Raw genomic sequence first — 24,617 nt, 5'->3', positions numbered from 1 at the left:
GGGCGGCGCGATGCGTGCGTTGATCATCGTCGACGTCCAGAACGACTTCTGCGAGGGTGGCTCGCTCGCCGTCGCGGGCGGGGCCGCGGTGGCCGCCGACGTCTCGGTGCACGCCCGCAGCGGGGGGTACGCCGCGGTCGTCGCCACCCGGGACTTCCACATCGACCCCGGCGCCCATTTCAGCGACGCCCCGGACTTCGTGCACAGCTGGCCGGTGCACTGCGTGGCCGGGACGCCCGGCGCGAGCTTCCACCCGGCCCTGGACGTCGCGACGATCGAGGCGGTGTTCGACAAGGGCGAGTTCACCGCCGCCTACTCCGGCTTCCAGGGCGCCGAGCCCGGGCACGCCACGCTGCAGGAGTGGTTGCACCGCAAGCGGATCACCGAGGTGGACGTGGTCGGGATCGCCACGGACTACTGCGTGAAGGCCACCGCGCTCGACGCCCTGGGCGCCGGCTTACGCACGACGTTGCTGCCCGACCTGTGCGCGGGGGTGGCCGAGGAGTCGACGGCCCGGACGCTGGCGGAGCTGCGCGAGGCGGGCGTCCGGCTGGCGTAGTGGCCCCTGCGACCCGAGTCGCCACCAGCTCGCCGGCGAACTCCGGCTTCGGACGTCCGGCGGCAGGGTCTCAGCGCTGCCGGTGATCGGCCGGACCCCTATCTCCACGCCCCCGGGCTCGTCCCGTGCGCCGCCCGGAACCGCCGCTGGAAGTACCCGGGATCGCGGTAGCCGACCTTCCCGGCCACCTCCGCCACGGTCAGGGAGGTCTCGGCGAGCAGCCGCCGGGCCTCCCGCATCCGCCGCTCGGTGATCCACTGCTGCACCGTCCGGCCGGTGCTCCGCCGCACGACCGTCGTCAGGTGCCCGGCGGTGAGCCCCACGGCGGCCGCCACGTCCCGCAGCGAGAGGTCCTCGGCGAACCGCTCCTCGATCACCGCGAAGACCTGCGAGACCAGCGGATCGACCTGCTCCCGGCCGTCGATCCCGAGCCGGGCGACCCGCACCAGGAGCAGCGTGAGCAGAGCGCGGGCGGCGTCGGCGTAGCCGTCGCGGCGGATCCGGAGCTCGTCGGCGAGCTCGGTGAGCAGCGCGAGCCAGGCGGGGCGGTCGTCCGCAGGAACGTGCAGCCGCCGTGCCTCCCCGCCGTCCCCGCCGAACGGCGCGAGCAGCGGATGCCCCTGCCAGGAGACGAGCGAGGCGGCGGCCGCGGGATCGACGGCGTCGGCCGGGAAGAACACGATCCACGTGTCCGCCGCGTACTCCCCCTCGTCCGCGGCGCCGACGACCGCACCGGGTGGCAGCACGAAGACGTCGCCCTCCCCGAGCGCCCACTCCCGGCCGTCGACCCGCCGGCGCATCGAGCCGGCCACGACGTAGCTGAGCATGAGGAAGTCGTGGGCGTGCGCGCCGGAGAACGGGCGCCCCGCCAGCCCCTCCCCGTGCTGCACGGTGACCGCGGGACCCGCGGCCCGGTCGTACCCGAGCAGCGGAACCGAAGAACGTCCACCCGAGGCCACAGATCATCCCTTGTCCGCACGTCAACCAGCCTGGACAGTAGGGGACATGACCGAAGTTCGTCCAGACTTCCTCCCCGCGATGGGCACGCCCGCCCTGCTCCCCTTCTACGACCGCTTCGGCAGGCTCGCCGGGATCGGCGAGCACTACTGGCGGCTGGTCGCGCAGGCCGCGATCGCGCCGGGCGCCTCGGTGCTGGACCTCGGCTGCGGCACCGGCGAGGTCTCGCTCCGCGTGGCCCGCGCCGTCCCGGGCGCCACCGTCCTGGGCGTCGACCCGGACGCCGAGGGGGTCGCGCTGGCCACCCGGAAGGCCGCCGAGCAGGGGCTCGCCGCCCGGTTCGAGCAGGCGTACGCCCAGCACCTCCCGGTACCCGACGGCAGCGTCGACCGGGTGCTGTCCTCGCTGATGTACCACCACCTGCCGGAGGACCAGAAGGGCGCGATCCTGCAGGAGGTCCGGCGGGTGCTGGCGCCCGGCGGCAGCCTGCACATCCTCGACGTCGACGGCAGCCGGCCGGAGTGGTCGGGCTGGATGCGGCCGCTGCGCGCGGGGTTCGGGCTGGCGCAGAAGATCGCCGCGCGGAAGGCCCCCCACCAGCACGGTCACGGGCACGGTCACGGGCATGGGCATGGGCATGGGCAGCCGACCCACGCGACCGCGGGCACCGTCGTCCAGCAGCTGGAGGAGGCCGGCTTCACGGACGTCACCGTGGTCGGGCAGGGCGAGTCCGGCATGGGCCGGCTCAGCTTCTACCGGGCCGCCTGACCCCGGGACCCGGCTCGCCGAGCGGGAGCCCGGTCCGTCGGGAGACCCGGGCGGCCTGGCACGCTGGTGCGGCATCGAGGAGGAACCCATGATCCGCCCGTCGCTGTCGCGGTCGACGCTGCTGCGCTTCTACGACCCCTTCAGCAGGCTGTTCGGCGCCCGCGAGGCCCACTGGCAGCTCGTCGCGCAGGCCGGGATCGAGCCGGGATCGACGGTGCTGGACCTCGGTACCGGCACCGGGAACGTCCTGCGCCTGGCCGCGGAGGCCGCGCCGGACGCCACGCTGATCGGCATCGACCCCGATCCGCAGGCGCTGCTCCTCGCCCGCCGCAAGCTCCCGGGGGTCCGGATCGAGCAGGCGGCGGCAAGCGCGATCCCCTGCGCCGACGGCAGCGTGGACCGGGTCCTCTGCGCCTTCGTGTTCCACCACATCGCCGACGACGAGCGGGCCGCCGCACTGGCGGAGGTCCGCCGGGTCCTGGCCCCGGGCGGGCGGCTGCACCTGATCGACTTCGACGGCCTGCCCAACCCGAACGCCCTGGTCGCGGGCGTGAACATCGCGCTGGGGATGCTCGAACGCGGCGAGGGCCACGCCCACGACCGCGACTTCGCGCACAGCGACCGGGACACCGTTCTGGCCCATCTCGAGCAGGCGGGCTTCACGGCCGAGCTCTCCGGCCGCGGCCGCTCGGGGATGGGCGACTACCTGCTGTACCGAGCGGTGCCGACAGAGCCCTAGGAGCGCGCTGAAAAGCTCGGGCCTGCTGCGCGCCGCCCAGCCGGCGACCTCGCGGCGTTGCGCGGATGCGCCGATACAACAACGGTATCGGCGCATCCGCGCGCCTTGCGATGCCACCACCTGGACGTCGCTCGCTACGGCCGGAGCTCTTCAGCACCCTCCTAGCCGCGCATCCGGAACCGCTCGAACGCCGCGCGCAGGTCCACGTCCGCGCCCTCGCCGTCGGCCGCCCGCACGGCGCCGGAGGCGTCGGCGAGCCCGAGGCAGGTGGCGCCGTCGAAGAGGCCGCAGGCGTAGCGGACGCCCGTGTCGTCGACGTCCAGGACGCCGACCCGCAGCTGGTAGATGCCTGGGTAGTGCACGACCGAGCGGTACTCCACGGCCAGGTCGCTGGGCGAGAGCCCGTCGAGCGGGCCGCCCTCCGGGTAGCCGAGGACGTCGGTGTGCAGCTCGGCGAGGCCGTCGAGGTACCAGCCGGCGAGCGCGACGTTGTTGACGTGCCGGTTGGTGTCCAGGTCGCCGAAGCGGGTGCGCACGTCGTAGCGGAACGGGTAGTTCTCGCGCACCAGCCGAGCGGCGGGACGCTCCGGACGCGGGACGGAGGTGAGCTCCGGGGCGTACAGGGCGGCGAGGGCCTCCCGGACCTGGCCCGAGAGGGCTGCCGGCCGCTCGTCCTCCGCGTACACGCTGGTCGACGTGCCGGTGGCCACCAGCTCGTCGCCGTCGAAGACCCCGTAGGCCCAGGCGAACGACGAGCGGCCGACCCGGCTGATGCCGTAGCCGACCCGGTAGTGCTCGGCGATCCGCAGCGGCGCGCGCACGTCGAGGCCGATCGCGGCGGCCAGGTGCGCGCCGCGCTCACCGCGCGACGGCAGGGCGTTCTGGAAGACGTCCACACGGACGTCCTCGAACCAGCGGAACAGCGCCTCGCGACCGACCCGGCGGCTCGGGTCGAGATCGCTGTAGCGGATCTGCGGCTCGTACACCCGCGGGTAGCCGGCCAGCGTCGGTCGGGTCTCGGTCGAGGTCACCCGCGCCATCCTGGTCCAGGCGGGCCCCGCGACGCCCGCCGGGTCGATCCACATCACGTGTGACGCACCCCGCTTTCCCGGTTCCGCCGCGGACTGTCGGGGGCGGTCGCTATCGTCGTTCGGTGCCCCTCGCTGCATCCAGTACCGACCTCCCCGGCGTCGCCGAGCTGCTGGAGGAGGCCGTCACCGCGGTGGGCGGCTCCCGCCGCGAGGGGCAGGACGCGATGGCCCAGGCCGTGCGCAAGGCGCTGTCCAGCGGCGAGCACCTCGCGGTGCAGGCCGGCACCGGCACGGGGAAGTCGCTGGCCTACCTCGTCCCGGCCATCCGGCACGCGATGGCGCGGGACACCACCGTCGTGATCTCCACGGCCACGATCGCCCTGCAGCGCCAGCTCGTCGACCGGGACCTCCCGCGCGTCGCCAAGGCGCTGAAGAAGTCGCTGGGCCGCGAGCCCACCTTCGCCATCCTCAAGGGCCGGCGGAACTACCTGTGCCTCAACAAGCTGCACGGGGACGACACGGCCGAGCCCGAGGACGACCAGCTGTTCGACGCGTTCGCCATCTCGGCCATGGGCCGCACGGTGAAGCGCCTGCACGAGTGGGCGAGCGACACCGAGACCGGGGACCGGGACGAGCTGGTCCCCGGCGTCCCGGACAACGCCTGGCGGCAGGTGTCGGTCACCGCGCGCGAGTGCCTCGGGGTGTCGCGCTGCCCCGTCGGCGAGGACTGCTTCGCCGAGAAGGCGCGCGGCGAGGCCGGCCGGGCGGACGTCGTCGTCACCAACCACGCCCTGCTCGCGATCGACGCGATGGGAGACGCGAACGTCCTCCCGGAGCACGACGTCGTGGTGATCGACGAGGCCCACGAGCTGGTCGACCGGGTCACCGGCGCGGCCACCGGGGAGCTCACCGCGGGCACGGTCACCGCGGCCGCGCGACGCTGCGGCAAGCTCGTCGAGGACTCGCTCGCGGACCGGCTCGCCGAGGCGGGCGAGGGCCTCGGGATGGTCCTGGAGGACCTGCCGCCGGGCCGCTGGGAGTCCATCCCCCAGGCCGCGACGGGCGCGCTCACCGTGATCCGGGACGCCGCCGGCATGTGCCGCCAGGCCCTCGGCTCGGAGCGCAAGGAGGACCCGGACGCCGCGACCGGCCGCAAGCTCGCCCTCGCGTTGCTCGACGAGGTGTCCGAGAACGTCGTGCGCATCCTCAAGACCTTCGAGGAGTCCGATCCCGCCAAGCGGTACGACGTCGTGTGGCTGGGTGAGCAGGGCCCGGACGGCGCGCGGCACAAGGTCCTGCGGGTGGCCCCGCTGTCGGTCGGCGGATTGCTGCGCGAGCGGCTCTTCGGGCAGCGCACCACGGTCCTGACCAGCGCGACCCTGGCGCTGGGCGGCTCGTTCGACGCGCTGGCCCGCCAGTGGGGCCTGCCGCCGGAGAAGGGCTCGTCCGCCCGGCCCGGCGGCGGGACCGAGTCCTCGGGCGGGGACCAGAGCGATCCCGTCCGCGATCCGGACGCGCCGCGCTGGAAGGGCCTGGACGTCGGCTCGCCCTTCGCCCACGGCAAGAGCGGCATCCTCTACATCGCCAAGCACCTGCCGCCGCCCGGGCGCGACGGGCTCGCCCCCGAGTACCTCGACGAGATCGCCGGACTGGTCGAGGCCGCCGGCGGCCGCACCCTGGGGCTGTTCTCGTCGATGCGCGCGGCCAAGCAGGCCACCGAGGCGCTGCGCGGGCGGCTGTCCGTCCCCCTGCTCTGCCAGGGCGACGACGCCACGATGCTGCTGGTCAAGCGCTTCGCCGAGGACACCGAGACCTGCCTGTTCGGCACGCTGTCGCTCTGGCAGGGCGTCGACGTCCCCGGACCGTCGCTCTCCTGCGTGATCATCGACCGGATCCCCTTCCCCCGCCCGGACGACCCGCTGGTCGCCGCCCGCCAGAAAGCTGCGGACTCGCGCGGCGGCAACGGCTTCCTCACGGTCTCCGCCACCCACGCGGCGCTGCTCCTCGCCCAGGGCGCGGGCCGGCTCCTGCGGGGCAACGACGACCGGGGCGTCGTCGCGATCCTCGATCCGCGGATCTCCACCGCCCGCTACGGCGGCTTCCTCCGCGCGTCCCTCCCCCCGTTCTGGCAGACCACGGACCCCGAGAAGGTCCGGGCAGCCCTGACCCGCCTCCGAGAGGCCTGAGCTCGACGCTCGACGAAAGGTGGTTTGTGTGCTCCGGATCGACCGACGGGGCGGCGGTATCGCCGACCTCGTGATCGCCCGTCCCGAGAAGCGCAACGCGATGTCCTACGAGATGTGGTCGTCCGTGCCCGGTCTCTGCGCCGAGCTCGACGCCGACGACTCCGTGAAGGTCGTGATCCTGCGCGGGGAGGGGGCACACTTCTGCGCGGGCGCGGACATCGCGGAGTTCGGCGAGCGACGCAGCACCGCGGACTCGGCCCGCGAGTACGGCGACCGGATCGAGAGCGCGACCCACGCCCTCGGGCACATGTCCAAGCCGACGATCGCGATGATCCAGGGCTACTGCATCGGCGGCGGCTGTGAGCTCGCCGTGGCCTGCGACCTGCGGTTCGCGGACAGCGCCGCGGAGTTCGCGATCACGCCGGCCAAGCTCGGCATCGTGTACGCCTTCGGCTCCACCCGCACCCTCGTGTCGCTGACCAGCCCGTCCTTCGCCCGCTACCTGCTCTACAGCGGCAACCGGGTCACGGCCGAGCACGCCCTGCGCGTCGGCCTGATCGACGAGGCCGTCGGGGCGGACCTGCTGGAGAAGACCACCCGGGACTTCGCGACGACGATCGCCTCCCGCGCCCAGGTGTCCGTCCGCGGCTCCAAGACCCTCATCGGCAAGATCGCCGCCGGCCTCGACGTCGCGGACGAGGAGGCCGCGAACCTCCCCCTCCTCGCCGTCGACAGTGAGGACTACCGCGAGGGCGTCGCCGCCTTCCTCGCCAAACGCCCCCCACACTTCCGCTGACCCACCGCGAGTCGGACCCAGCCTCCGGCCGAGTCGGGCCCCGCCCTCCCCGCGAGTCGGCACTTCCGGGAGGCCGTATGTGACGTTCGCGCGCGTCGTCAGCGTGCGCGGGCTCCCGACCCAGCCGATCAGCGGGCGCCGCCGCGCCGACGCCTGGTGCCGGCGGGCGCGCTCCAGGGTCGGCTCGCGGGGCGGGGCCGGTCAGGCGGCGCGGCAGGTCTCGGTGCCGGGATCGACCTCGGTGAAGCCCGCGTCCCGGACGGCGATCGCGTCGTCGCGCGCGCCCAGGGCCTCCCACAACGCGGCGTCCCGGCGGACGGCGAAGCGGGGCGCCGCGGTCCAGCCCCGGACCGCCCCGAGGATCATCGAGGCGTGGCCCACCTGGGCCGCGGCCTTGCCGACGCTCATCTCCACCGCCGGGTTGAGCGCGATCACCGGCGAGCCCGCGGGCCCCGGGGTGTCGGCAGGCAGCTCCGTGCCGCCGATCTGTAGCCGGGAGACGATCTTCGGCACCGCGTCGACCGGCCCGGGGAGCAGCGCCCGCGCCTCAGCACCGTCGACGGTCACGGTGATCCCCGGCAGTTCCTGCACGGCCGCCCAGTGCGCGCCCCGTGCCCGGCGGGCGATCTTGCGGATCCGGCCGTCGATCCAGAGCCGCAGCGCGTCCTCCCACTCCGGCTCCGGAGCCACGCACACCGCCAGCGCGGCCTGGGCCGCCGCTTCCAGCAGCGCGGTCCTTCCCGGGAGCTCCCGCTCGATCCGCAGGATCACGGGCATCGCCCGCACCACGCCGTCGGACTCGGGCGGGATCTCGGTCGGCGCCCCGCCGTATCGCGCCGCGAGGCTCCGGAGCAGCACCCCGGGCGCCGCCCCTTCCGGACCGTGGGGCCCCCGAGCACCACTCAGCGACTCTTGGGCGCCCCGAGTGTCAGGCGCACCGGACGCACCCCCACCTGACGCCTGGGCTCCCCGAGCACCATCCCGCGACGCCGGGGGACCCCACGCGTCACCGGCCGCCCCGAGACTAGCGCTCACGCGATCGGGACCCGCCGCAGCACGCCCTCCGCCGCGTCCGCCCGCTCCACCTCGTCCCGCGTGATCCCCAGGACGAACAGCACCACGTCCAGATAGGGGTGCGACAGCGCGGTGTCCGCGATCTCCCGCAGCGCCGGCTTCGCGTTGAACGCGATGCCCAGCCCCGCGGCGGAGAGCATGTCGATGTCGTTGGCGCCGTCTCCCACCGCGACCGTCTGGTCGATCGGGACCTCGTGCGAGGCGGCGAAGCGACGCAGCGCGACGGCCTTGCCCGGCCGGTCCACGATCTCCCCGACGACCCGCCCGGTGAGCCGCCCGTCGACGATCTCGAGGGTGTTGGCGGCGCAGAAGTCGAGCCCCAGCTCGTCGACCAGGCCGGCGATGACCTGCGTGAACCCGCCCGAGACGACGCCGCAGCGGAAGCCGAGCCGCTTCAGGGTCCGGATCGTGGTGCGGGCGCCGGGCATGAGCTCCAGGTCCGCGGCGACGGCGGAGATCACCGACTCCGGGAGCCCCTCCAGGGTCGCGACGCGGGCCCGCAGCGACTCCGCGAAGTCCAGCTCGCCGCGCATCGCGGCTTCGGTGATCTCGCGGACCCGCTCCTCGGCCCCGGCGTGGGCGGCGAGCATCTCGATGACCTCGCCCTGCACGAGCGTGGAGTCCACGTCGAACACGATCAGTCGTTTGCTGCGCCGGGAGAGCCCGACCCGCTCCACGGCCACGTCGATCCCCGCCTCGCGGGCGACCTCGACGAGCTTGGCCCGCAGGGTGCCGTGCGGCTGGGCGGGATCGTCCGGGTTCGGCGAGACCTCGAGCTCGAGGCCCGTGACCGGATAGTCCGCGACCCGGCGGATGGAGTCGATGTTGGCGCCGACGTCCGCGAGCGCCTGCGCGACCGCCGAGAAGGCCCGCGCCGTGATCGGCCGCCCGAGCACGACGACGGCGTGGGTGGCGTGCCGCCGCACCTCGCCGTCGTCACCGAGAGAGGTGTGGACCTGCATCCCGATGCTGTGCATGGCGGCCTCGACGGCCTCCTGCAGGTCCTCGGGATCGTCCGCCACCGCGACCAGCGCACCGAGGGTGAGCCGGCCGCGGATCACGACCTGCTCGACGTCCAGCAGCTCCACCCCGTGCCGGGTCAGCACGGTGAACAGCACCGAGCTGACGCCGGGCCGGTCCGGTCCGGTGACCGTGACCAGCACCGACGAACGGCTCATCTACCGAGACTTGGGGTCGCCGTTGGGCTGCGACTCCGGGGCGATGCCCTGCGTGATCAGCTCGCCCGGATCGGCGTGCCCGCCGACGTGGGCCTCGGCCCGTGCCCGCTCCACGAGGTGCGGGTAGTGCAGCTCGAAGGCCGGGCGCTCCGACCGGATCCGGGGCAGCTCGGTGAAGTTGTGCCGCGGCGGCGGGCAGGAGGTGGCCCACTCGAGCGAGTTGCCGTGACCCCACGGGTCGTCGACCGTGACCACACGCCCGTAGCGGTAGCTGCGGAAGACGTTCCAGATGAACGGCAGCGTGGACGCCCCGAGCACGAACGCACCGATCGACGAGATCGTGTTCAGCGTGGTGAAGCCGTCCGTCGGCAGGTAGTCGACGTAGCGGCGGGGCATGCCCTCGTTGCCCAGCCAGTGCTGGACCAGGAAGGTCAGGTGGAAGCCGACGAACGTCGTCCAGAAGTGGAACTTGCCGAGCGTCTCGTCGAGCATCCGGCCGGTCATCTTCGGGAACCAGAAGTAGATGCCCGCGTAGGTGGCGAACACGATGGTGCCGAAGAGCACGTAGTGGAAGTGCGCCACCACGAAGTACGTGTCCGACACGTGGAAGTCGATCGGCGGCGAGGCCAGCAGCACGCCCGTCAGACCGCCGAACAGGAAGGTCGCGAGGAAGCCGACGGAGAACAGCATCGGCGTCTCGAACGTGAGCTTCCCCTTCCACATCGTGCCGATCCAGTTGACGAACTTGATGCCCGTCGGGATGGCGATGAGGAAGGTCGTGAAGGAGAAGAAGGCGAGCAGCACCGCGCCGGTGGCGTACATGTGGTGCGCCCACACGGCCACCGACAGCGCCGCGATGGCGATGGTCGCGTAGATCAGCGTCTTGTAGCCGAAGACCGGCTTGCGGCTGAAGACCGGGAAGATCTCCGAGACGATGCCGAAGAACGGCAGCGCGACGATGTACACCTCGGGATGGCCGAAGAACCAGAAGAGGTGCTGCCAGAGGATGACGCCGCCGTTGGCGGGGTCGAACACGTGCGCGCCGAGGTGCCGGTCCGCGGCCAGCCCGAAGAGGGCGGCGGTGAGCACCGGGAACGCGATCAGGATGAGGATCGCCGTGACGAAGATGTTCCAGGTGAAGATGGGCATCCGGAACATCGTCATGCCGGGCGCGCGCATGCAGACGATGGTGGTGATGAAGTTGACGCCACCGAGGATGGTGCCGAGACCACCGACGGCCAGGCCCATGATCCACAGGTCCGCGCCGGCCCCCGGCGAGCGGATCGCGTCGGACAGCGGGGTGTAGGCGAACCACCCGAAGTCCGCGGCGCCGCCCGGCGTCAGGAAGCCGGAGAGGACGATCAGGCCGCCGAAGAGGAACAGCCAGTAGGAGAAGGCGTTCAGCCGCGGGAACGCGACGTCCGGCGCACCGATCTGCAGCGGGACGATGTAGTTCGCGAAGCCGAAGAGGATCGGCGTGGCGTACAGCAGCAGCATGATCGTGCCGTGCATGGTGAACAGCTGGTTGTACTGCTCACTGGACAGGAACTGCTGCCCCGGGCGTGCCAGCTCCCCGCGGATGAGCAGCGCCATCGCGCCGCCCACCATGAAGAAGCCGAACGACGTGACCAGGTACAGGATCGCGATGTCCTTGGGGTCCGTCGTCCGCAGCATCTTCAGGAACGTGGAACCCTTACCCGTCCGACGCGCCGGATACGGGCGCGTCGTGATCGGCTTGGGCGCGACGGCTGTCACTGTGCCTCCTGCACTGGACCTCGCTGGTACCTCGTGGTGGGCCAGGCCCGGACTCTATCTCCCGCTGCCCCGCTCCAGTGCCACCGGGCAGGGCTGCACGAGCATTCTGCTCTACCGGGGGTAGAAGGACCAACTGTGGGGGCGAGAGTCACGCCGATCAGTGGACGATGTCCCCCGTGACGACGTACCGCACCGAGGTCCGCCCCCTGACGCTCGCGCAGGTGGAGGCCCTGATCACCGACCCGGACGGCTTCCCCGCCGCCCACGGCCTGCGGCTGGTCGAGGGCTATCTGGCCTTCCCGGAGGCGCTGCCGGCGACCCGCGAGACCCTCCTGGCGGGCACCCCTCCGGAGTGGTTCAGCCACCTGATCGTCGACCCGGACGCGGCCGAGGTCGTCGGGCTGGGCGGGTACACCGGACCGCCCGCGGACGGGGTGGTGGAGATCGGTTACAGCGTCGCGCCCGATCGTCGCGGCCGCGGCCACGCGACGGCCGCCGCGCGGGCCTGGATCGAGTCGGCCCGGGCCCGCGGCGCGACGACGGTGATCGCGCACACCCTCGCCGAGGAGAACCCGTCGACGGGCGTGCTGCGGCGGTGCGGCTTCGTCCGCACCGCCGAGCTCCGGGATCCCCAGGAGGGCGCCGTCTGGCGGTGGGAGCTCACCGCATCGGCAGGAACAGCTCGATGAAGACGTCCGGTGCCACGGCCGGGCTCGGCGGGTCCGCCACGATGTAGAACTCCGTGCCGAAGCCCATCGCGAACATGGGCTCGGGGAGGGCGAGCATGAAGTGCTCCGGGCCCATCTGGCTCGCGTGCGCCCGCATCGACGCCCGCTTCTGGTCGGTGAAGTCCACGGCCTCGACCCGGTGCGTGATCTCCGTCTCGGGCTTGCCGAAGTCCGGCGGCGGCTCGGCCGTCGGACCGTCCCAGCCCTCCGGCACCTGCCCGGACTCGGCCAGCCCGCGCATCCCGCGGATCATCCAGTCCCGGTTGATCGTGCTCTGGGCGACGACCGGGACCGCGGAGAGCTCCCCGGCCCGCTTGCCGACCCGGTGGACCTGGATGTGGTCCGGGTGTCCGTAGCCGCCGTTGTCGTCGTAGATCGTGAGGATGTCCGGCTCCTCCTCGTCGAGGATCACCGCCAGCCGCTTGGCCGCGTGCTCCACCGGCGCCTGCCAGAAGCAGTAGGGCGCGTCGTTCGACGGCTCGCCCATCATCCCGGAGTCGACGTAGCCGAGGAACTCCACGCGCGCGGCGCCGATGGCCTTCGCGGACTCGTAGCACTCCGCCGAGCGCCGCACCGGCAGCTGCTCGCCCTCGGCCAGCACACCGGGCACCGGCTCACCCAGCTCGCCCCGCGTGGCGAAGACGATCACCACCCGGTGGCCCGCCTTCACGGCCTTGGCCAGCGTGCCGGCCGTCGCGATCGACTCGTCGTCGGGATGCGCATGAAAGCTGACGATCGTTCCCACCCGTCAGACCCTACTGCGGGTACTTTCGCCCCCTCCAGGGGGCGACACTCCTCACGAATGCCGTTGACCTGCGCAAACCCCTCAGCAGAGGACAGCGGTCAGGGCCGGGGCGATGTCGGCGAGCCGGCGGACCTCCCGGTAGCTGCCACCACCCCGCAGAGCCAGCGCCCGGCCCGCCCGCTCCGCGGCGACGTCCGGCAGCGGGGCCAGGACGTGCAGCCGGTCGATGCCGCCCAGCGCGGTCAGCGGGTCGTCGCCCGCGGTGTGCAGGCAGTCCGACAGCAGCAGCACCAGCCGCTCGTCCGCCACGGCCCCCGCGAGCTGCACGGAGGCCTCCCGCAGCGCCGCGGCGACGTCCGTGGTCCCGTGCCCGCGCAGCGCCACCAGCTCGCCGACGAGCTGGTCGGGCGGGCGCCGGACCCCCTGCCGCTGCAAGGTCCTGACCTGCGCCCCGAAGGCGATCACCCCCGGCTCCAGCGCGGTGTCCGCGGAGAGCACGACCCCGGCGGCGGCCACCGCGGCCAGCGCCACCGCGAGCCCCTGCATGGACCCCGACATGTCGACGACGAGCGACACGGCCCGCCGGTGCGCGGTCCAGCCGCGGGTGACGACCTCCTCGGGCCCCGGCCGTCGAGACGCTCTGCCGTCCGCGCGGCTCGCCGCGGCCGGCTGCCACCGCTCGAGCGTCCGGTCGAGGTCGAGATCGCCCTCCCCACCCCGGGCGGGCGCGATCCGGCGGGTGCCCCGCGCCTTGGCCGGGCCGACCTTCCCGAGCCGGATGAACACCCGTCCGGCCACGCGCCGGGCCTGCGCGCGCAGCACCGGATCGGTGGCCACCGCGAGGTCCGCGAGCAGCGCCGCGGCCGCCTCGGCGTTCTCCGCGAGAGCAGCGTCGAGGGCCGCCTCGTCGAGCTCCCCGACCTCCGGCGAGACCTCCTCGAACCGCTCGTGCCGCGCGCCGAGCTCCGCCCTTCCCAGGGTCCGCTGCCCGCGCTGCGGACGGTCCCGGCCCGACTGCCGGCCCCCCGCCCCGCCGGGCGGAGGGCCCTCAGCTTTTCCCGGGTCGTCGTCCGGGGTCGGTTCGGGGGCGTCCGCCGGCCAGAACCGCTCCAGCAGCTCGTCGATCACGGCCTCGGGGGTCCGGTCCACGCCGTCGGCCACCTTCACCCGGCCGGACAGGGCGGCGTACGCGGCGTCCCGGGCGGTCTCGCGGGCCGGTTTGTCCTCGCCGCGGAGATCGGCCAGGCCCGTCAGCAGGTGGGCGAGGTCGATCGCGCCCCGCACCGACGAGCCCATCCGCAGGTCGCGGTGCTCCCGCGTGGACCGCGCGAGCCCGACGGACAGCTCGGTCACCCACCCCTCGACCCCGCTGACGGACGTCGTGATCGCCCGCTCGGCCTCCTCGGACTGGTAGCCGAGCACGACCCGGCACATCCGGTCCGCGATCGCCTGGCTGACGCGCGCGGTGCCGACCGCGTCGAACGGGTTCATCGCCGCGATCAGCCGGAACCCGCGCCCCGCCGGCACCGTGCCGAGCCGCGGGACCGCGATCTCCCCCTCGGTGAGCACGGTGATCAGGACGTTCAGCGTCTCCTCCGGGATGCGGTTGAGCTCCTCGAGATAGAGCAGCCCGCCCTCGCGCATCGCCGTGATCAGCGGCCCGTCGACGAAGCTCGCCGGCAGGTACCCCTCGTTGAGCACCTGGGCGGGATCGAAGGTCCCGACCAGGCGCGCGGGGGTGAGCTCGGCGTTGCCCTCGACGAACACCACGTGCTGCCCGCCGTCGCGCGCGATCGACCGCAGCAGGGTGGACTTGCCCGTCCCGGGCGGCCCTTCCAGCACCACGTGCCGCCCGGTGGCCAGCGCGACGGTGAGGACCTCCCGCTCGCGGCGGAGGCCGACGACGGCGGTCGGCGCGTTCACGATCTCTGTGTAGCACAGCGCGGCTCCGATCTTCTACGACTCGTTGACGCCGCGCGACCAGGCTGTAGAGTTCGCGGCACCCGGACCGGCACTGGAGCCATTCGATGAGCGAACTCTTCAACGCTGCGGAGTACCTGACCGAAAGACGGGTGACGGCGGGCGACGGCGCCCGCACCGCGGTCCACCACCCGCGGGGCACCCTGACCTACGCCGAGCTCGCCACCGAGGTCCGTCGCGTGGCCGGCGGCCTGGCGGCACTCGGGGTCCGGCCCGAGGAGCGGGTCGTCCTCTGCATGGCCGACGACGTCGAGCTCTACACCGCGATCCTCGGCGCCATGTACCTGGGCGCGGTGGCCGTGCCGTGCTCCACCATGCTCACCGGCCCCGAGCTCGCCGTGCTGGTCGCCGACTCCCGCGCGCGCATCCTGATCGGCAGCCACCATTTCGCCGACGCCGTGCGCACCGCCGCCGAGGCCGCCCCCGACCTGCAGACCGTGATCATGGCGGGCGAGCCGTCGTGGCAGTCGTTGCTCGACGCGCCGCCCCTGCAACGCCCGCACACCACCTGGGACGAGTCCCCCGCGCTCTGGCTCTACACCTCCGGCACCACGGGGAAACCCAAGGGCGCCATGCACCGCCACGCGGACATCCGCTCGGTCTGCGAGACCTACGCCCACCAGGTCCTCGACATCCGCCCGGACGACGTCTGCCTGTCCGTCGCCAAGCTCTTCTTCGCCTACGGCATCGGCAACTCGATGTTCTTCCCGCTCTCCGTGGGCGCCGCGGCGATCCTCGAGCCGTCGCGCCCCAGCCCCGCCCTGATGGCCGAGAACGCCGCGAAGTACGGCGCCACCCTGCTGTTCGGCGTCCCCAGCTTCTGGGGTCCCCTCCTCGCCGCCGACCTTCCCGACGACGCGTTCGCGCAGGTCAGGCAGGGAGTCTCGGCCGGGGAGACGCTCCCGGCCCGGATGTTCACCGGCATCCGGGACCGGTTCGGCGTCGAGATCCTGGACGGCATCGGGTCCACCGAGGCGCTGCACATCTTCATCTCCAACCGCCCCGGCGCCGTGGTCCCGGGCAGCTCCGGGCACCCCGTCCCCGGCTACGAGATCGAGCTGCGCCGCACCGACGGCACGGTCATCACCGGCACCGGCGAGCCCGGGATGCTGTGGATCTCCGGCGACTCGATCTGCACGGGCTACTGGTGCCGCACGGCGGTGAACCGCACCGTCTTCCAGGGCGAGTGGATGCGCACGGGCGACCAGTACGTCCGCAACGAGGGCGGCAGCCTGACCTGCCTCGGCCGCACCGACGACGTCCTGAAGGTCGGCGGCATCTGGGTCTCCCCCGCCGAGGTGGAGTCGCGGATCCTGGAGCACCCGGCGGTGGCCGAGGCGGTGGTGATCGGCATCCCGGACGACGACGGACTCGACAAACCGATCGCCTACGTCGTCCCGCGCGACGGCGCCCTCGTGGATCCCGACGAGCTCATCACGTTCTGCAAGGCCGGCCTGGCCTCCTTCAAACGCCCCCGCGCGGTCGTCGTGGTCGCGGAGCTCCCGAAGACGGCGACCGGCAAGGTCCAGCGCTACCGCCTCCGCCAGTCCCACACGACCGTCCCCGCCTGACCGAAAGACCCGCGAGTCGGCACTTTTCGTAGGCCGAAACACACATCTACGACGTGTCAGCGCCGCGGAGCCAGCGCGACGAGCACACACCCGACCGCCAGCAGCACCCCGTGCGTGATGCGGAGCTCGGCGGGGAGCCAGAACTGCGGCAGGTACAGCACCGCCGCGACCGCGAACGGCACGCCCCGCCACCCGAGCCGCACCGCCGTCATCACGCCGGCAACCGCCAGCAGCACGAGCCCGATCCCGAACAGCGTCATCGGGACGATCCCGTAGCGGACCGCGTCGGCGAGCGAGGCGAGCTCCGCCCCGGAGAACCGGGAACCCAAGGCGTGCAACGAGAACGCCTCGGCCCCGTAGTACGGCAGGACCATCGCCGCCCCGATCCCCCACACGACGGCGGCGCGGCGCGCGACCGGCACCAGGCCGAACCCGGCGAGCACGAACCCGATCATCGCGGCGGTGTGCGCCGCGAGCCAGGCCGGCGAGGAGAAGGCGGCGGCCATCCCGTCCACCGTGGAGTCACCCCACGGCCGCAGGGCCGGATAGAGCAGGAACAGCACCCCGGCGACGACGAGTGCGACCCGCGACGTGCGGGCGGCCGGCCCGGTCGCGACCGGAGCGGTGAGCGTGGCGGTCATGAGAGTCCCCCGATCAACAATGAGAGCAGTGCTCACACTCTGGCGCACCGATCCCACCCCGTCAAGAGCACTGCTCTCCTTCCTGATCGCCGCCCACCACCCCACCCCGCGAGTCGGCACTTTCGGGAGGCCGAAATACACATCTGCGACGAGCGACCAGCGCCGCGCGAAGGATCCCGGACCGAGATCACCCAGGTCCCGGAGGCGGATGAACGTCACGACCCGGCCTCCCGGCTCCGCTCGATGGTCGGCCCATTCGACTCGCGGGTCAGGGCGTCGCGTAGCTTCGCGACGCCGCCAGGATCGTCTCGACGACCTGGGCCTCGGCCGCATCCCGCGGCGCCGGCACCAGCACCATTCCCGCGCTCAGCCGCACCCCCGCCAGCGGATGGGCCACCGCCCACCCCTTCAGCAGCGCGTCGTACGCCAGGTCCGGCGGCAGGCACAGGTGCAGGCTGCCGTCCGGGTGCAGGTGTGCGAACTCCGTCTTCAGGAAGCAGGCCTCCGGCGGGCCACCCTCGGAGTGCAGCGACAGTGTCCCGGGCGGACCGATCTCCGCCGGCACGGGCGATCCGCCCAGCGCGAAGCCCGGCCACGGCGCGGAGTCGAGCGGGAGCTGCGGCAGTCCGTCCGTCACCGCGGGGGCACCGCCCACGCGAGGGGAGAGCCGCCCGAGTCCCGGCCACGCCGGCTCCGGCCCGTCCGGCAGCGGACTCTCCCCGTGGGCGCGGATGAAGTCGAGCCGGTCGCCCATCCAGTTGCCCAGCGCGTCGACCACCGAGCCCGCGAGCTGCCCACCCGGCGCGAGCACCAGCCGCACGGGTGCCCCCGACCGCCGCCGCAACCAGTCGCGCGACGCCGTGAGCAGGCCCTGGGGCGTGCGCGGATCGTCGTCGGCGTGGGCGAGTAGCACCGGCATCCCCCGCAGCGCCCCGTCCGCCGGCAGGGGCGACAACGACACCGCCCCGTGCAGCAGCGCGGCCCCCGAGAACCGCTCCGGCGCCTCCAGGATCAGCGCCCCGGCAATGGTCACGCCGCCGCGGAACCCGAGCAGCAGCACGGGACGGTCGCCCTCGCCGTCCAGCCACTCGAGCAGTCGCCGGCTCGAGGCCAGGAGCTCCGCCGCATCGGGCTCGCCGTCCGGGGACGAGGCGAACCACCGGTACCCCCGCGCCGACCGCAGCGGCGCCCGCACCGCGCAGTACGCGACGGGCCCGTGCGGCAGCCACGGCGAGATCTCGATCATCGAGTGCTCGCTGGTCCCGTTCCCGTGCAGCACGACGACCAGGGGCGCGGTGGGATGCTCGGAGCCCCAGCGGGCGACGAGGAGATCGTCGTCGGGCCCGGACGCGTCGGCGGGGAACACCCCGCCGACGCTAGCGCCGCGCGCCCGCCCCGGGCGTCTCAGTTCGAGTCGCTCTTGACCACCCCGGCCGCCCCCGACACGATCGCCCCCATGACGGAGTCGTTCGTCGATACCGGCAGGCTGCGTACCCACGTGCTCACCGAGGGCAGCGGCCCGCCCCTGGTCCTGCTGCACGGCAACCTCTCCACCGCCCGCTTCTACGAGCACCTCTTCCCGGCCCTCGCCGAGCGCTTCCACGTGATCGCCCCGGACATGCGCGGCTTCGGCGACTCCGAGCCCAGGCCCCTCGACGCCACCCGCGGCCTCGCGGACTGGGCCGACGACACCGCCGCCCTCCTCGACGCCCTCGGCGTGACGGACCCGCCCCACCTGGTCGGCTGGTCCACCGCCGGCGCCGCGATCGTCGACTACGCGAAGGCGCGGCCGGTCGCGTCGCTGACCTTCCTCGATCCCGTGTCGCCCTACGGCTACGGCGCCGTCCTGCGCGACGGCACCCCGCTGCACGCGGACCACGCGGGCTCCGGTGGCGGTGTCGCGAATCCCGAGGTGGTCGCCCGTCTCGGGGCCGGGGACACGACCGCCGAGAGCCCCCTGTCGATCCGCAGCGTGATGCGCGCGACCTACTGGTCGCCGCAGTACCGGCTCGACCCGACGCGCGAGGACCTCTACGTGGCCGAGATCCTCAAGACGCTCACCGGCCCCGACGGCTACCCGGGCGACTCACGGTCCTCACCGAACTGGCCCGGGATGGCGCCCGGCACCCGGGGGATCCTGAACGCCCTGTCCCCCAAGTACTGCCGCTGGGCGGACATCGTCGATCTCGACCCGAGACCGCCGGTGCTCTGGACCCACGGCACCGCGGACCTCGTCGTCTCCGACGCCTCCCCACTCGACTTCGGCGTCCTCGGCGCAGCCGGGATCGTGCCCGGCTGGCCCGGCGCCGACGCCCATCCGCCGCAGCCGATGGTCACCCAGATCCGGGACGTCCTCGAGGCCTACGCGAAGGCCGGCGGGAGCGTCCGCACGGAGATGTTCGAGGGCTCCGGCCACGGCCCCCATGTCGACGCCGAGGAGCGCTGGCTGGCGGTCCTCGTCGACTTCCTTACGACGATCGGGTGAACCGCCGTCGGGTTCCGCGCCGCCCGTACGACGGGGGGACGTGAGCGGAACGCAGCCGGTACCGGACTCGGGACCGGCCCTGCTCTCGCTGTACGACGAGGCACTGCCCGAGGTCTACGGCTACCTGCTCGCGCGCTGCGGGCGGCGCGCCCTGGCCGAGGACCTCACCGCGGAGACGTTCCTGGCCGCCGTACAGGCGTGCCGGTCGGGATCGCCGCCGCTGAGCACGGGCTGGCTGGTCGGGATCGCCCGGCACAAGCTCGTGGACCACTGGCGGGACCTCGAGCGGCTCGACCGCAAGCTGCGTCTCCTCGACACGGACGAGGTCGACGACCCCTGGGACGCCGAGCTCGACGCCCTCCTCGCCCGCGAGGTCCTCGACGCGCTGAGCCCGCAGCACCGCGCGTCGCTGACCCTGCGGTACCTCGACGGCCTCCCGGTCGCCGAGGTCGCCACGGTCCTGGGGCGCACCGAGCAGGCCACCGAGGCCCTGCTCGTCCGCGCCCGGCATGCGTTCCGCCGCACCTACACCGCTCTGGAGGGAGGCCCGGCATGACCGATCCGCTGGACGCCCTCCGCGAACCCGTGCGGCCGGTGGACCCCGATCCGGGATTCGCCGCCCGCCTGCGCGAGCGCCTGGAAAGACTGGTGCTCGCCGGAGAGGAACCCGTGACCACCACCCTCGAGCCGACGGCCGTCGCGCTGTCGACCGTCACCCCCTACCTCGCCGTGCGCGACGCCCGTGCCGTCCTCGACTTCTATGTGGACGGTCTCGGCGCCGTCCGCCGAGGCGACCCGATCGTCATGCCGGACAACCGGATCGGCCACGCGGAGATCATCCTCGGCGGCTCCGTGATCATGCTCGCGGACGAGTACCCCGAGCTCGGCCTACGTGCCCCCGAGTCCGGCGGGGTGTCCGTGTCGCTCCGCCTGGAGGTCGCCGACCCCGACGCCGTCGTGGCCCGGGCGGTCGCCGCCGGCGCCACCCTGCACCGCGAGGTCACCGACTCGCCCTACGGCCGCGGCGGCGTGGTGGTCGATCCCTCCGGGCACCGCTGGATGGTGTCCCGCGAAGCCGAGGCCGAGCCCGGCGCCCGGCCGGGCGAGCTGACCTACGCCTCCGTCTGGACCCCGGACGCCGCCGCGGCCGACCGCTTCTACCGCGCGGTGCTCGGCTGGGAGACGGAGGAGGTCCGCGACGGCCAGGGCCGCCGGATCACGAACACAGGCACCCACCTGGGCATCTTCGGCGACCAGAGCCCCACTCTGTTCTGCTGCTACGGGGTCGCGGACGTCGACGCCGCCGTCCGGCTGGTCCGCGCGGCGGGCGGCACCGCGGCCGATCCGGCCCTGGAGCCCTTCGGCCGGGTCGCGGACTGTGTCGACGACCAGGGGGTGCGGTTCGCGGTCAGCGAGACCGGCCCAGGAGCCCCACGGAGCTCGACCGCACCCGGCGACCTGGCCTACGTCACGCTGGAGTTCCCGGACCCCACCCGCGCCCGCGCCTTCTACGGCACGGTCCTGGGCTGGGGCTTCACCCCCGGCCGCGAACCCGGCCACTGGAACGTCCGCGTGGACGGCGGCGACGCCCACCCCCCGATGGGCCTCGCCGGCGGCCGCGAGACCGCCGCCGTCCCGATGTTCGCCGTCGAGGACATCGACGCCGCCGTCGCCCGGGTGCGCGCCGCAGGGGGCACGGCGGAGGACCCTGCTCACGCGGGTTACGGGACCGCCGCCCTCTGTTCGGACGATCACGGTGCCCGTTTCCAGGTGGTCCAGTTCTGAAGACCCTGTGAGTGGCAATAGTCGCCCTGGCGACTATTGCCACTCACGACCGCTGGGGCGCAGCGCCGACCGGCGCAGCCGGTTTCTCACCGACCGGCGCGGGACGGCGACCGATCGGCTCATCCTCACCCGATCCGGTGAAGGCCGTGGTTACCATCCGTGCGTGAGCCTCCTGGGGGACCTCCGCCGCACCGTCGCCGAGTGGCAGGCCCGGCGTGTGCTGCACCGGCTGATGGACACGGTCGGGGTGCCCGGCCTGCGTTCCGCCGCACTCGAGCCCGGCCTGGCCGCCCTCGTCGACCAGCATGCGGCCGCGGTGCGGGACATCCTGCGCGAGTCCGGCACCCGCACCAGCGGTGGCGTGGCCGTGCTCGCCCCCAGCGACACGGACGCCCGGCTGCGGCTGGCCGCCTATGCGCGCGGCCTGCTCGACGAGCAACGCCGCGCCGGGGCCGCGGTCGCGTTGCCGCAGAACGGGATCTGGCGACCGCGGGACTGGACCACGATCCGCCTGATCGCCGTCTGCCAGCTGTCCCGCGGATAGCGGGCGACCCGGACCGACGTCAGAGATACGGCTCGCGGCGCTCCTCACCCTCCGGTGAGGTTTCCGGCTCGTCGTCCTCCGCGAGCACCGCGTCGATGTCGTCGAGGATGCCGCCGCCCACCGATCCCGCGGTCACCCGCCGCGATCCCGTGGCCTGCTCGGCCCGTTCCCGCCAGGCCCGGCCGCGCTCGCCGCTCACCGCGCACCCGCCGTGGCCTGCCGCAACGCCGCGGGGCCCGTGTCGAGCCCCCGGATCCGCCCGCCGTCCGTCATGTGCGTGCCGCCTCTCCTCACGGATCCCGTCCCTGCTCCATGACGAGGGTCTCACGGGAAATACCCACGGGGGGTATAGGCGTTCCACCGACGACGGGTCGTCGGCCGCGGAGGCGAAGATGCACGAGCACAGTGACCATGCTGCGGCGTTCCGGGACCGCTTCTGGTGGTCCCTCGCCCTCGCCCTCCCCGTCGTGGCCTTCAGCCCGATGTTCGCCGACCTCCTCGGCTACGACCTTCCCGGCTGGTCCTGGTGGATCTCCCCGCTCCTCGGCACGGTCGTCTTCCTGTGGGGCGGCGCGCCGTTCCTCGCCGGCGCGTCGAGCGAGATCCGCTCCCGCAGGCCCGGGATGATGCTGCTCATCGCGCTGGCGATCACGGTCGCCTTCGTCGCGAGCGCCCTGACCACCGCCGGGCTCCTGATGCTCGACTTCTGGTGGGAGCTCGCGCTCCTCGTCGTGATCATGCTGCTCGGGCACTGGCTCGAGATGCGCGCGCTCGGCCAGGCGTCCGGAGCCCTCGACGCGCTCGCCGCCCTGCTCCCCGACGCCGCCGAGCGGGTGACCGGCGACGGCGTCGAGCAGGTCCCGCCGGGCGAGCTCGCCGCCGGCGACGTCGTCCTCGTCCGCTCCGGCGGCCGGGTCCCCGCGGACGGCGTGGTCGTCGAGGGCGGGGCGGCGCTCGACGAGTCGATGATCACCGGCGAGTCCCGTGCGGTGCGGCGGGGTGCGGGCGACCGCGTCGTCGCCGGGACGGTCGCCACGGACTCCGCGATCCGGGTGCGGGTCGACCGGGTCGGCGAGGACACCGCCCTGGCCGGGATCCGGCGGCTGGTCGAGCAGGCCCAGGCCTCCCGCTCCCGCGCCCAGGCCCTGGCCGACCGCGCGGCCGGGCTGCTGTTCTGGTTCGCCTCCGGCGTCGCCGTGGTGACGTTCGCGGTGTGGGCCTCGATCGGGGACCTCGCCCAGGCGGTCGAGCGGACCGTGACGGTGCTGGTGATCTCCTGCCCGCACGCACTCGGCCTGGCGATCCCGCTGGTCATCGCCATCTCGACGGCCCGGGCCGCCCGCGCGGGCATCCTGGTGAAGGACCGCCTCGCCCTCGAACGCATGCGCACCGTCGACGCCGTGCTGTTCGACAAGACCGGCACCCTCACCACCGGCCGCCCCACCGTCGTCGCCACGGTCGGCCACGAGGACACCCTCGCCCTCGCCGCCGCGGCGGAACAGGACTCCGAACACCCCCTGGCGAAGGCGATCGTCACCGCCACCCCCGCGAGTCGGCACTTCCGGGAGGCCGAGTCACACGCTGACGACGCCCAGCCGACGATCACCGCGTCGGCCCCATCCGCGCCGCATGCGGCCTCGACGGGTCCGAACCACCGATCACCGGCGGAGGTGCGCGGCTTCCGGTCCCTCAGCGGCCGCGGGGTCGTCGCGACTGTCGACGGAGCGGCGGTGGCGGTCGGCGGGCCCGGACTTCTCCGGGACCTCGACGCCGAACCCGGACCGGAGATCGCCGAGGCCGCTCGCGCCTGGGAGGCCCAGGGCAGCACCGTCGTGTACGTCCTGCGGGACGGTCAGGTCCTCGGCGCCCTCGCGCTGGCCGACGAGGTCCGTCCGGAGTCCCGCGCGGCGGTCCGAACCCTGCGCGACAAGGGAATCCGCACGATCATGATCACCGGCGACGCCCGGCCGGTCGCCGAGGCCGTCGGCGCCCAGGTGGGTGTCGACGAGGTGGTGGCCGAGGTCCGGCCCGAGGACAAGGACTCGGCCGTGGCCCGGCTCCAGGCGCGCGGCCTCACCGTCGCGATGGTCGGCGACGGTGTGAACGACGCCCCGGCCCTCGCCCGCGCCGACGTCGGCCTCGCGATCGGCGCCGGCACGGACGTCGCGATCGAGTCCGCCGGCGTCGTCCTCGCCTCGGACGATCCCCGCGCGGTCCTCTCGGTGGTCGCGCTGTCCCGCGCGGGCTACCGGAAGATGCTGCAGAACCTGTTCTGGGCCACGGGTTACAACCTGCTGGCCGTGCCGTTGGCCGCCGGCGTGCTGGCGGGTGTCGGGTTCGTGCTCCCGCCGGCGGTCGGCGCGATCCTCATGAGCGTCTCGACGATCGTGGTGGCCGCCAACGCCCAGCTCCTGCGCCGCCTCGACCTCCGCCCCTCCTGAGCGGGGTCGGGCGATCGGGGGACGCCGGATTCGTCCGGGCGGCGGGCCGGTCGGGGGACGGAGTCCGGGGCCGATCCTCGCGATCCTTGTGGGGCAACGACGACAGCAGGGACACCCTCTCGAAGGACACCGATACCCATGCGCGCACGACACACCCTCCTCTGCGCGATCCTCGCCGGCGCCGCCCTCGTCGGGCTCGCCGGCACCGCCCAGGCCGCGACCACCCCGGCCGCGACCGCCACCACCACCGCCGTCGCCACCACCGTCTCCGGCGACGTTCAGGAGCAGGCCATAGGCGGGACGAAGACCTTCGTCCTGAAGAACTGGAGCTTCCGCGACTGGCGGATCGACAAGGTCTTCGCCACGGACGGCTCGGGCACGAACACCCGCGTCGGCCCGTTCCAGCCCCAGGACGCCCACCCGGCGGCCGGGACGGTCGTCGCCCCGTTCGGCGCGGAGACGTTCACGCTGCAGTCCAACGCGTTCAACGTCCACGGGTTCGGCGTGGTGCTGTCCGACCCGGCCCACCCCCGGGAGAGCATGACGATCTGGATGAAGGACGAGTGGTTCGGCCCCTACGTCGACGCGAAGCACCCCGCGAACGTGCTGGTCCAGGGTTACGCCAGCACCGCGGGCACCGTCGTCGGCATCTGG

General features: G+C 73.5%; 23 protein-coding genes. 13 read left to right on the top strand and 10 right to left on the bottom strand.

Annotated features, from left to right (window positions below; translation table 11 throughout):
• Positions 1 to 10: 10 nt before the first annotated feature.
• A complete protein-coding gene (locus ABD324_RS13505) occupies positions 11 to 559 on the top strand; it encodes an isochorismatase family protein (protein WP_344416144.1) in 549 nt (182 codons plus the stop codon).
• A gap of 98 nt (positions 560 to 657) precedes the next feature.
• Here ABD324_RS13505 and ABD324_RS13500 read toward each other — a convergent pair whose 3' ends face one another.
• Positions 658 to 1,518, bottom strand: a complete 861-nt coding sequence (locus tag ABD324_RS13500) for an AraC family transcriptional regulator (RefSeq protein WP_344416142.1) — start codon at positions 1,516 to 1,518, stop codon at positions 658 to 660.
• 46 nt (positions 1,519 to 1,564) lie between these two features.
• Between ABD324_RS13500 and ABD324_RS13495 the strand changes: the two genes are divergently transcribed.
• Together ABD324_RS13495 and ABD324_RS13490 are read left to right on the top strand one after the other, a co-directional pair.
• Positions 1,565 to 2,284 carry a class I SAM-dependent methyltransferase gene (locus tag ABD324_RS13495; protein ID WP_344416140.1) on the top strand — a complete coding sequence of 240 codons (720 nt, stop codon included), beginning with the start codon at positions 1,565 to 1,567 and terminating at the stop codon, positions 2,282 to 2,284.
• Positions 2,285 to 2,372: 88 nt separating this feature from the next.
• On the top strand, positions 2,373 to 3,023 hold the full coding sequence (locus ABD324_RS13490) for a class I SAM-dependent methyltransferase (RefSeq protein ID WP_344416139.1): 651 nt from the start codon (positions 2,373 to 2,375) through the stop codon (positions 3,021 to 3,023).
• 161 nt (positions 3,024 to 3,184) lie between these two features.
• Here ABD324_RS13490 and ABD324_RS13485 read toward each other — a convergent pair whose 3' ends face one another.
• Positions 3,185 to 4,054 carry an acyl-CoA thioesterase gene (locus ABD324_RS13485; RefSeq protein WP_344416137.1) on the bottom strand — a complete coding sequence of 290 codons (870 nt, stop codon included), beginning with the start codon at positions 4,052 to 4,054 and terminating at the stop codon, positions 3,185 to 3,187.
• Between the two features lie 122 nt (positions 4,055 to 4,176).
• Here ABD324_RS13485 and ABD324_RS13480 point away from each other — a divergent pair, with 122 nt between their 5' ends.
• Together ABD324_RS13480 and ABD324_RS13475 are read left to right on the top strand one after the other, a co-directional pair.
• Positions 4,177 to 6,240 carry an ATP-dependent DNA helicase gene (locus tag ABD324_RS13480; RefSeq protein ID WP_344416135.1) on the top strand — a complete coding sequence of 688 codons (2,064 nt, stop codon included), beginning with the start codon at positions 4,177 to 4,179 and terminating at the stop codon, positions 6,238 to 6,240.
• A 28-nt stretch (positions 6,241 to 6,268) separates the two neighbouring features.
• Positions 6,269 to 7,036: an enoyl-CoA hydratase-related protein gene (locus ABD324_RS13475; protein WP_425565834.1), complete on the top strand. Its 768-nt coding sequence runs from the start codon at positions 6,269 to 6,271 to the stop codon at positions 7,034 to 7,036.
• A gap of 201 nt (positions 7,037 to 7,237) precedes the next feature.
• Here ABD324_RS13475 and ABD324_RS13470 read toward each other — a convergent pair whose 3' ends face one another.
• The 3 genes from ABD324_RS13470 to ctaD all read right to left on the bottom strand — a co-directional run bounded on the left by ABD324_RS13470 (position 7,238) and on the right by ctaD (position 11,043).
• Positions 7,238 to 7,894 carry a peptidyl-tRNA hydrolase gene (locus tag ABD324_RS13470; protein ID WP_425565833.1) on the bottom strand — a complete coding sequence of 219 codons (657 nt, stop codon included), beginning with the start codon at positions 7,892 to 7,894 and terminating at the stop codon, positions 7,238 to 7,240.
• Positions 7,895 to 8,067: 173 nt separating this feature from the next.
• Positions 8,068 to 9,288 carry a phosphoserine phosphatase SerB gene (gene serB, locus ABD324_RS13465; protein WP_344416131.1) on the bottom strand — a complete coding sequence of 407 codons (1,221 nt, stop codon included), beginning with the start codon at positions 9,286 to 9,288 and terminating at the stop codon, positions 8,068 to 8,070.
• Complete coding sequence (gene ctaD, locus ABD324_RS13460; protein ID WP_344416129.1) at positions 9,289 to 11,043, bottom strand: aa3-type cytochrome oxidase subunit I; 1,755 nt, start codon at positions 11,041 to 11,043, stop codon at positions 9,289 to 9,291.
• Between the two features lie 176 nt (positions 11,044 to 11,219).
• Here ctaD and ABD324_RS13455 point away from each other — a divergent pair, with 176 nt between their 5' ends.
• Complete coding sequence (locus tag ABD324_RS13455; RefSeq protein WP_344416127.1) at positions 11,220 to 11,732, top strand: GNAT family N-acetyltransferase; 513 nt, start codon at positions 11,220 to 11,222, stop codon at positions 11,730 to 11,732.
• Here the strand turns inward: ABD324_RS13455 and ABD324_RS13450 are convergent.
• Together ABD324_RS13450 and ABD324_RS13445 are read right to left on the bottom strand one after the other, a co-directional pair.
• Complete coding sequence (locus ABD324_RS13450; protein ID WP_344416124.1) at positions 11,704 to 12,516, bottom strand: PIG-L family deacetylase; 813 nt, start codon at positions 12,514 to 12,516, stop codon at positions 11,704 to 11,706. The genes ABD324_RS13455 and ABD324_RS13450 overlap by 29 nt on opposite strands.
• An 81-nt stretch (positions 12,517 to 12,597) precedes the next feature.
• Positions 12,598 to 14,439: an AAA family ATPase gene (locus ABD324_RS13445; RefSeq protein ID WP_344416122.1), complete on the bottom strand. Its 1,842-nt coding sequence runs from the start codon at positions 14,437 to 14,439 to the stop codon at positions 12,598 to 12,600.
• A gap of 104 nt (positions 14,440 to 14,543) precedes the next feature.
• On the opposite strand from ABD324_RS13445, the gene ABD324_RS13440 reads away from it, so the two are divergent.
• A complete protein-coding gene (locus tag ABD324_RS13440) occupies positions 14,544 to 16,067 on the top strand; it encodes a benzoate-CoA ligase family protein (protein WP_344416119.1) in 1,524 nt (507 codons plus the stop codon).
• A 56-nt stretch (positions 16,068 to 16,123) separates the two neighbouring features.
• On the opposite strand, the gene ABD324_RS13435 is transcribed toward ABD324_RS13440, so the two are convergent.
• Together ABD324_RS13435 and ABD324_RS13430 are read right to left on the bottom strand one after the other, a co-directional pair.
• Positions 16,124 to 16,708 (bottom strand): hypothetical protein, encoded by a 585-nt coding sequence (locus ABD324_RS13435; RefSeq protein WP_344416117.1) that lies wholly within the window; start codon positions 16,706 to 16,708, stop codon positions 16,124 to 16,126.
• Between the two features lie 268 nt (positions 16,709 to 16,976).
• Complete coding sequence (locus ABD324_RS13430) at positions 16,977 to 18,074, bottom strand: luciferase domain-containing protein (RefSeq protein WP_344416115.1); 1,098 nt, start codon at positions 18,072 to 18,074, stop codon at positions 16,977 to 16,979.
• 90 nt (positions 18,075 to 18,164) lie between these two features.
• On the opposite strand from ABD324_RS13430, the gene ABD324_RS13425 reads away from it, so the two are divergent.
• The 4 genes from ABD324_RS13425 (at position 18,165) to ABD324_RS13410 (ending at position 21,522) form a co-directional block, all read left to right on the top strand.
• Positions 18,165 to 19,193: an alpha/beta fold hydrolase gene (locus tag ABD324_RS13425; RefSeq protein WP_344416112.1), complete on the top strand. Its 1,029-nt coding sequence runs from the start codon at positions 18,165 to 18,167 to the stop codon at positions 19,191 to 19,193.
• 40 nt (positions 19,194 to 19,233) lie between these two features.
• A complete protein-coding gene (locus ABD324_RS13420) occupies positions 19,234 to 19,749 on the top strand; it encodes an RNA polymerase sigma factor (RefSeq protein WP_344416110.1) in 516 nt (171 codons plus the stop codon).
• Complete coding sequence (locus ABD324_RS13415) at positions 19,746 to 20,978, top strand: VOC family protein (RefSeq protein ID WP_344416108.1); 1,233 nt, start codon at positions 19,746 to 19,748, stop codon at positions 20,976 to 20,978. Before ABD324_RS13420 ends, ABD324_RS13415 begins: the two co-directional genes overlap by 4 nt.
• 163 nt (positions 20,979 to 21,141) lie before the next feature.
• Complete coding sequence (locus ABD324_RS13410) at positions 21,142 to 21,522, top strand: DUF6401 family natural product biosynthesis protein (RefSeq protein ID WP_344416106.1); 381 nt, start codon at positions 21,142 to 21,144, stop codon at positions 21,520 to 21,522.
• A gap of 19 nt (positions 21,523 to 21,541) precedes the next feature.
• On the opposite strand, the gene ABD324_RS13405 is transcribed toward ABD324_RS13410, so the two are convergent.
• A complete protein-coding gene (locus ABD324_RS13405) occupies positions 21,542 to 21,721 on the bottom strand; it encodes a hypothetical protein (RefSeq protein ID WP_344416104.1) in 180 nt (59 codons plus the stop codon).
• Between the two features lie 193 nt (positions 21,722 to 21,914).
• Here ABD324_RS13405 and ABD324_RS13400 point away from each other — a divergent pair, with 193 nt between their 5' ends.
• Positions 21,915 to 23,963 (top strand): heavy metal translocating P-type ATPase, encoded by a 2,049-nt coding sequence (locus ABD324_RS13400; RefSeq protein WP_344416102.1) that lies wholly within the window; start codon positions 21,915 to 21,917, stop codon positions 23,961 to 23,963.
• A gap of 138 nt (positions 23,964 to 24,101) precedes the next feature.
• Positions 24,102 to 24,617 (top strand): hypothetical protein (locus ABD324_RS13395; RefSeq protein WP_344416100.1); only part of this gene is annotated, 516 nt, incomplete at its 3' end.

This window comes from Pseudonocardia ailaonensis (assembly GCF_039531635.1).
In the GTDB taxonomy this organism is placed as follows: domain Bacteria; phylum Actinomycetota; class Actinomycetes; order Mycobacteriales; family Pseudonocardiaceae; genus Pseudonocardia; species Pseudonocardia ailaonensis.
Note: the sequence above shows the minus strand (reverse complement) of the source record. Positions and strands in the feature narration are given on the sequence as shown.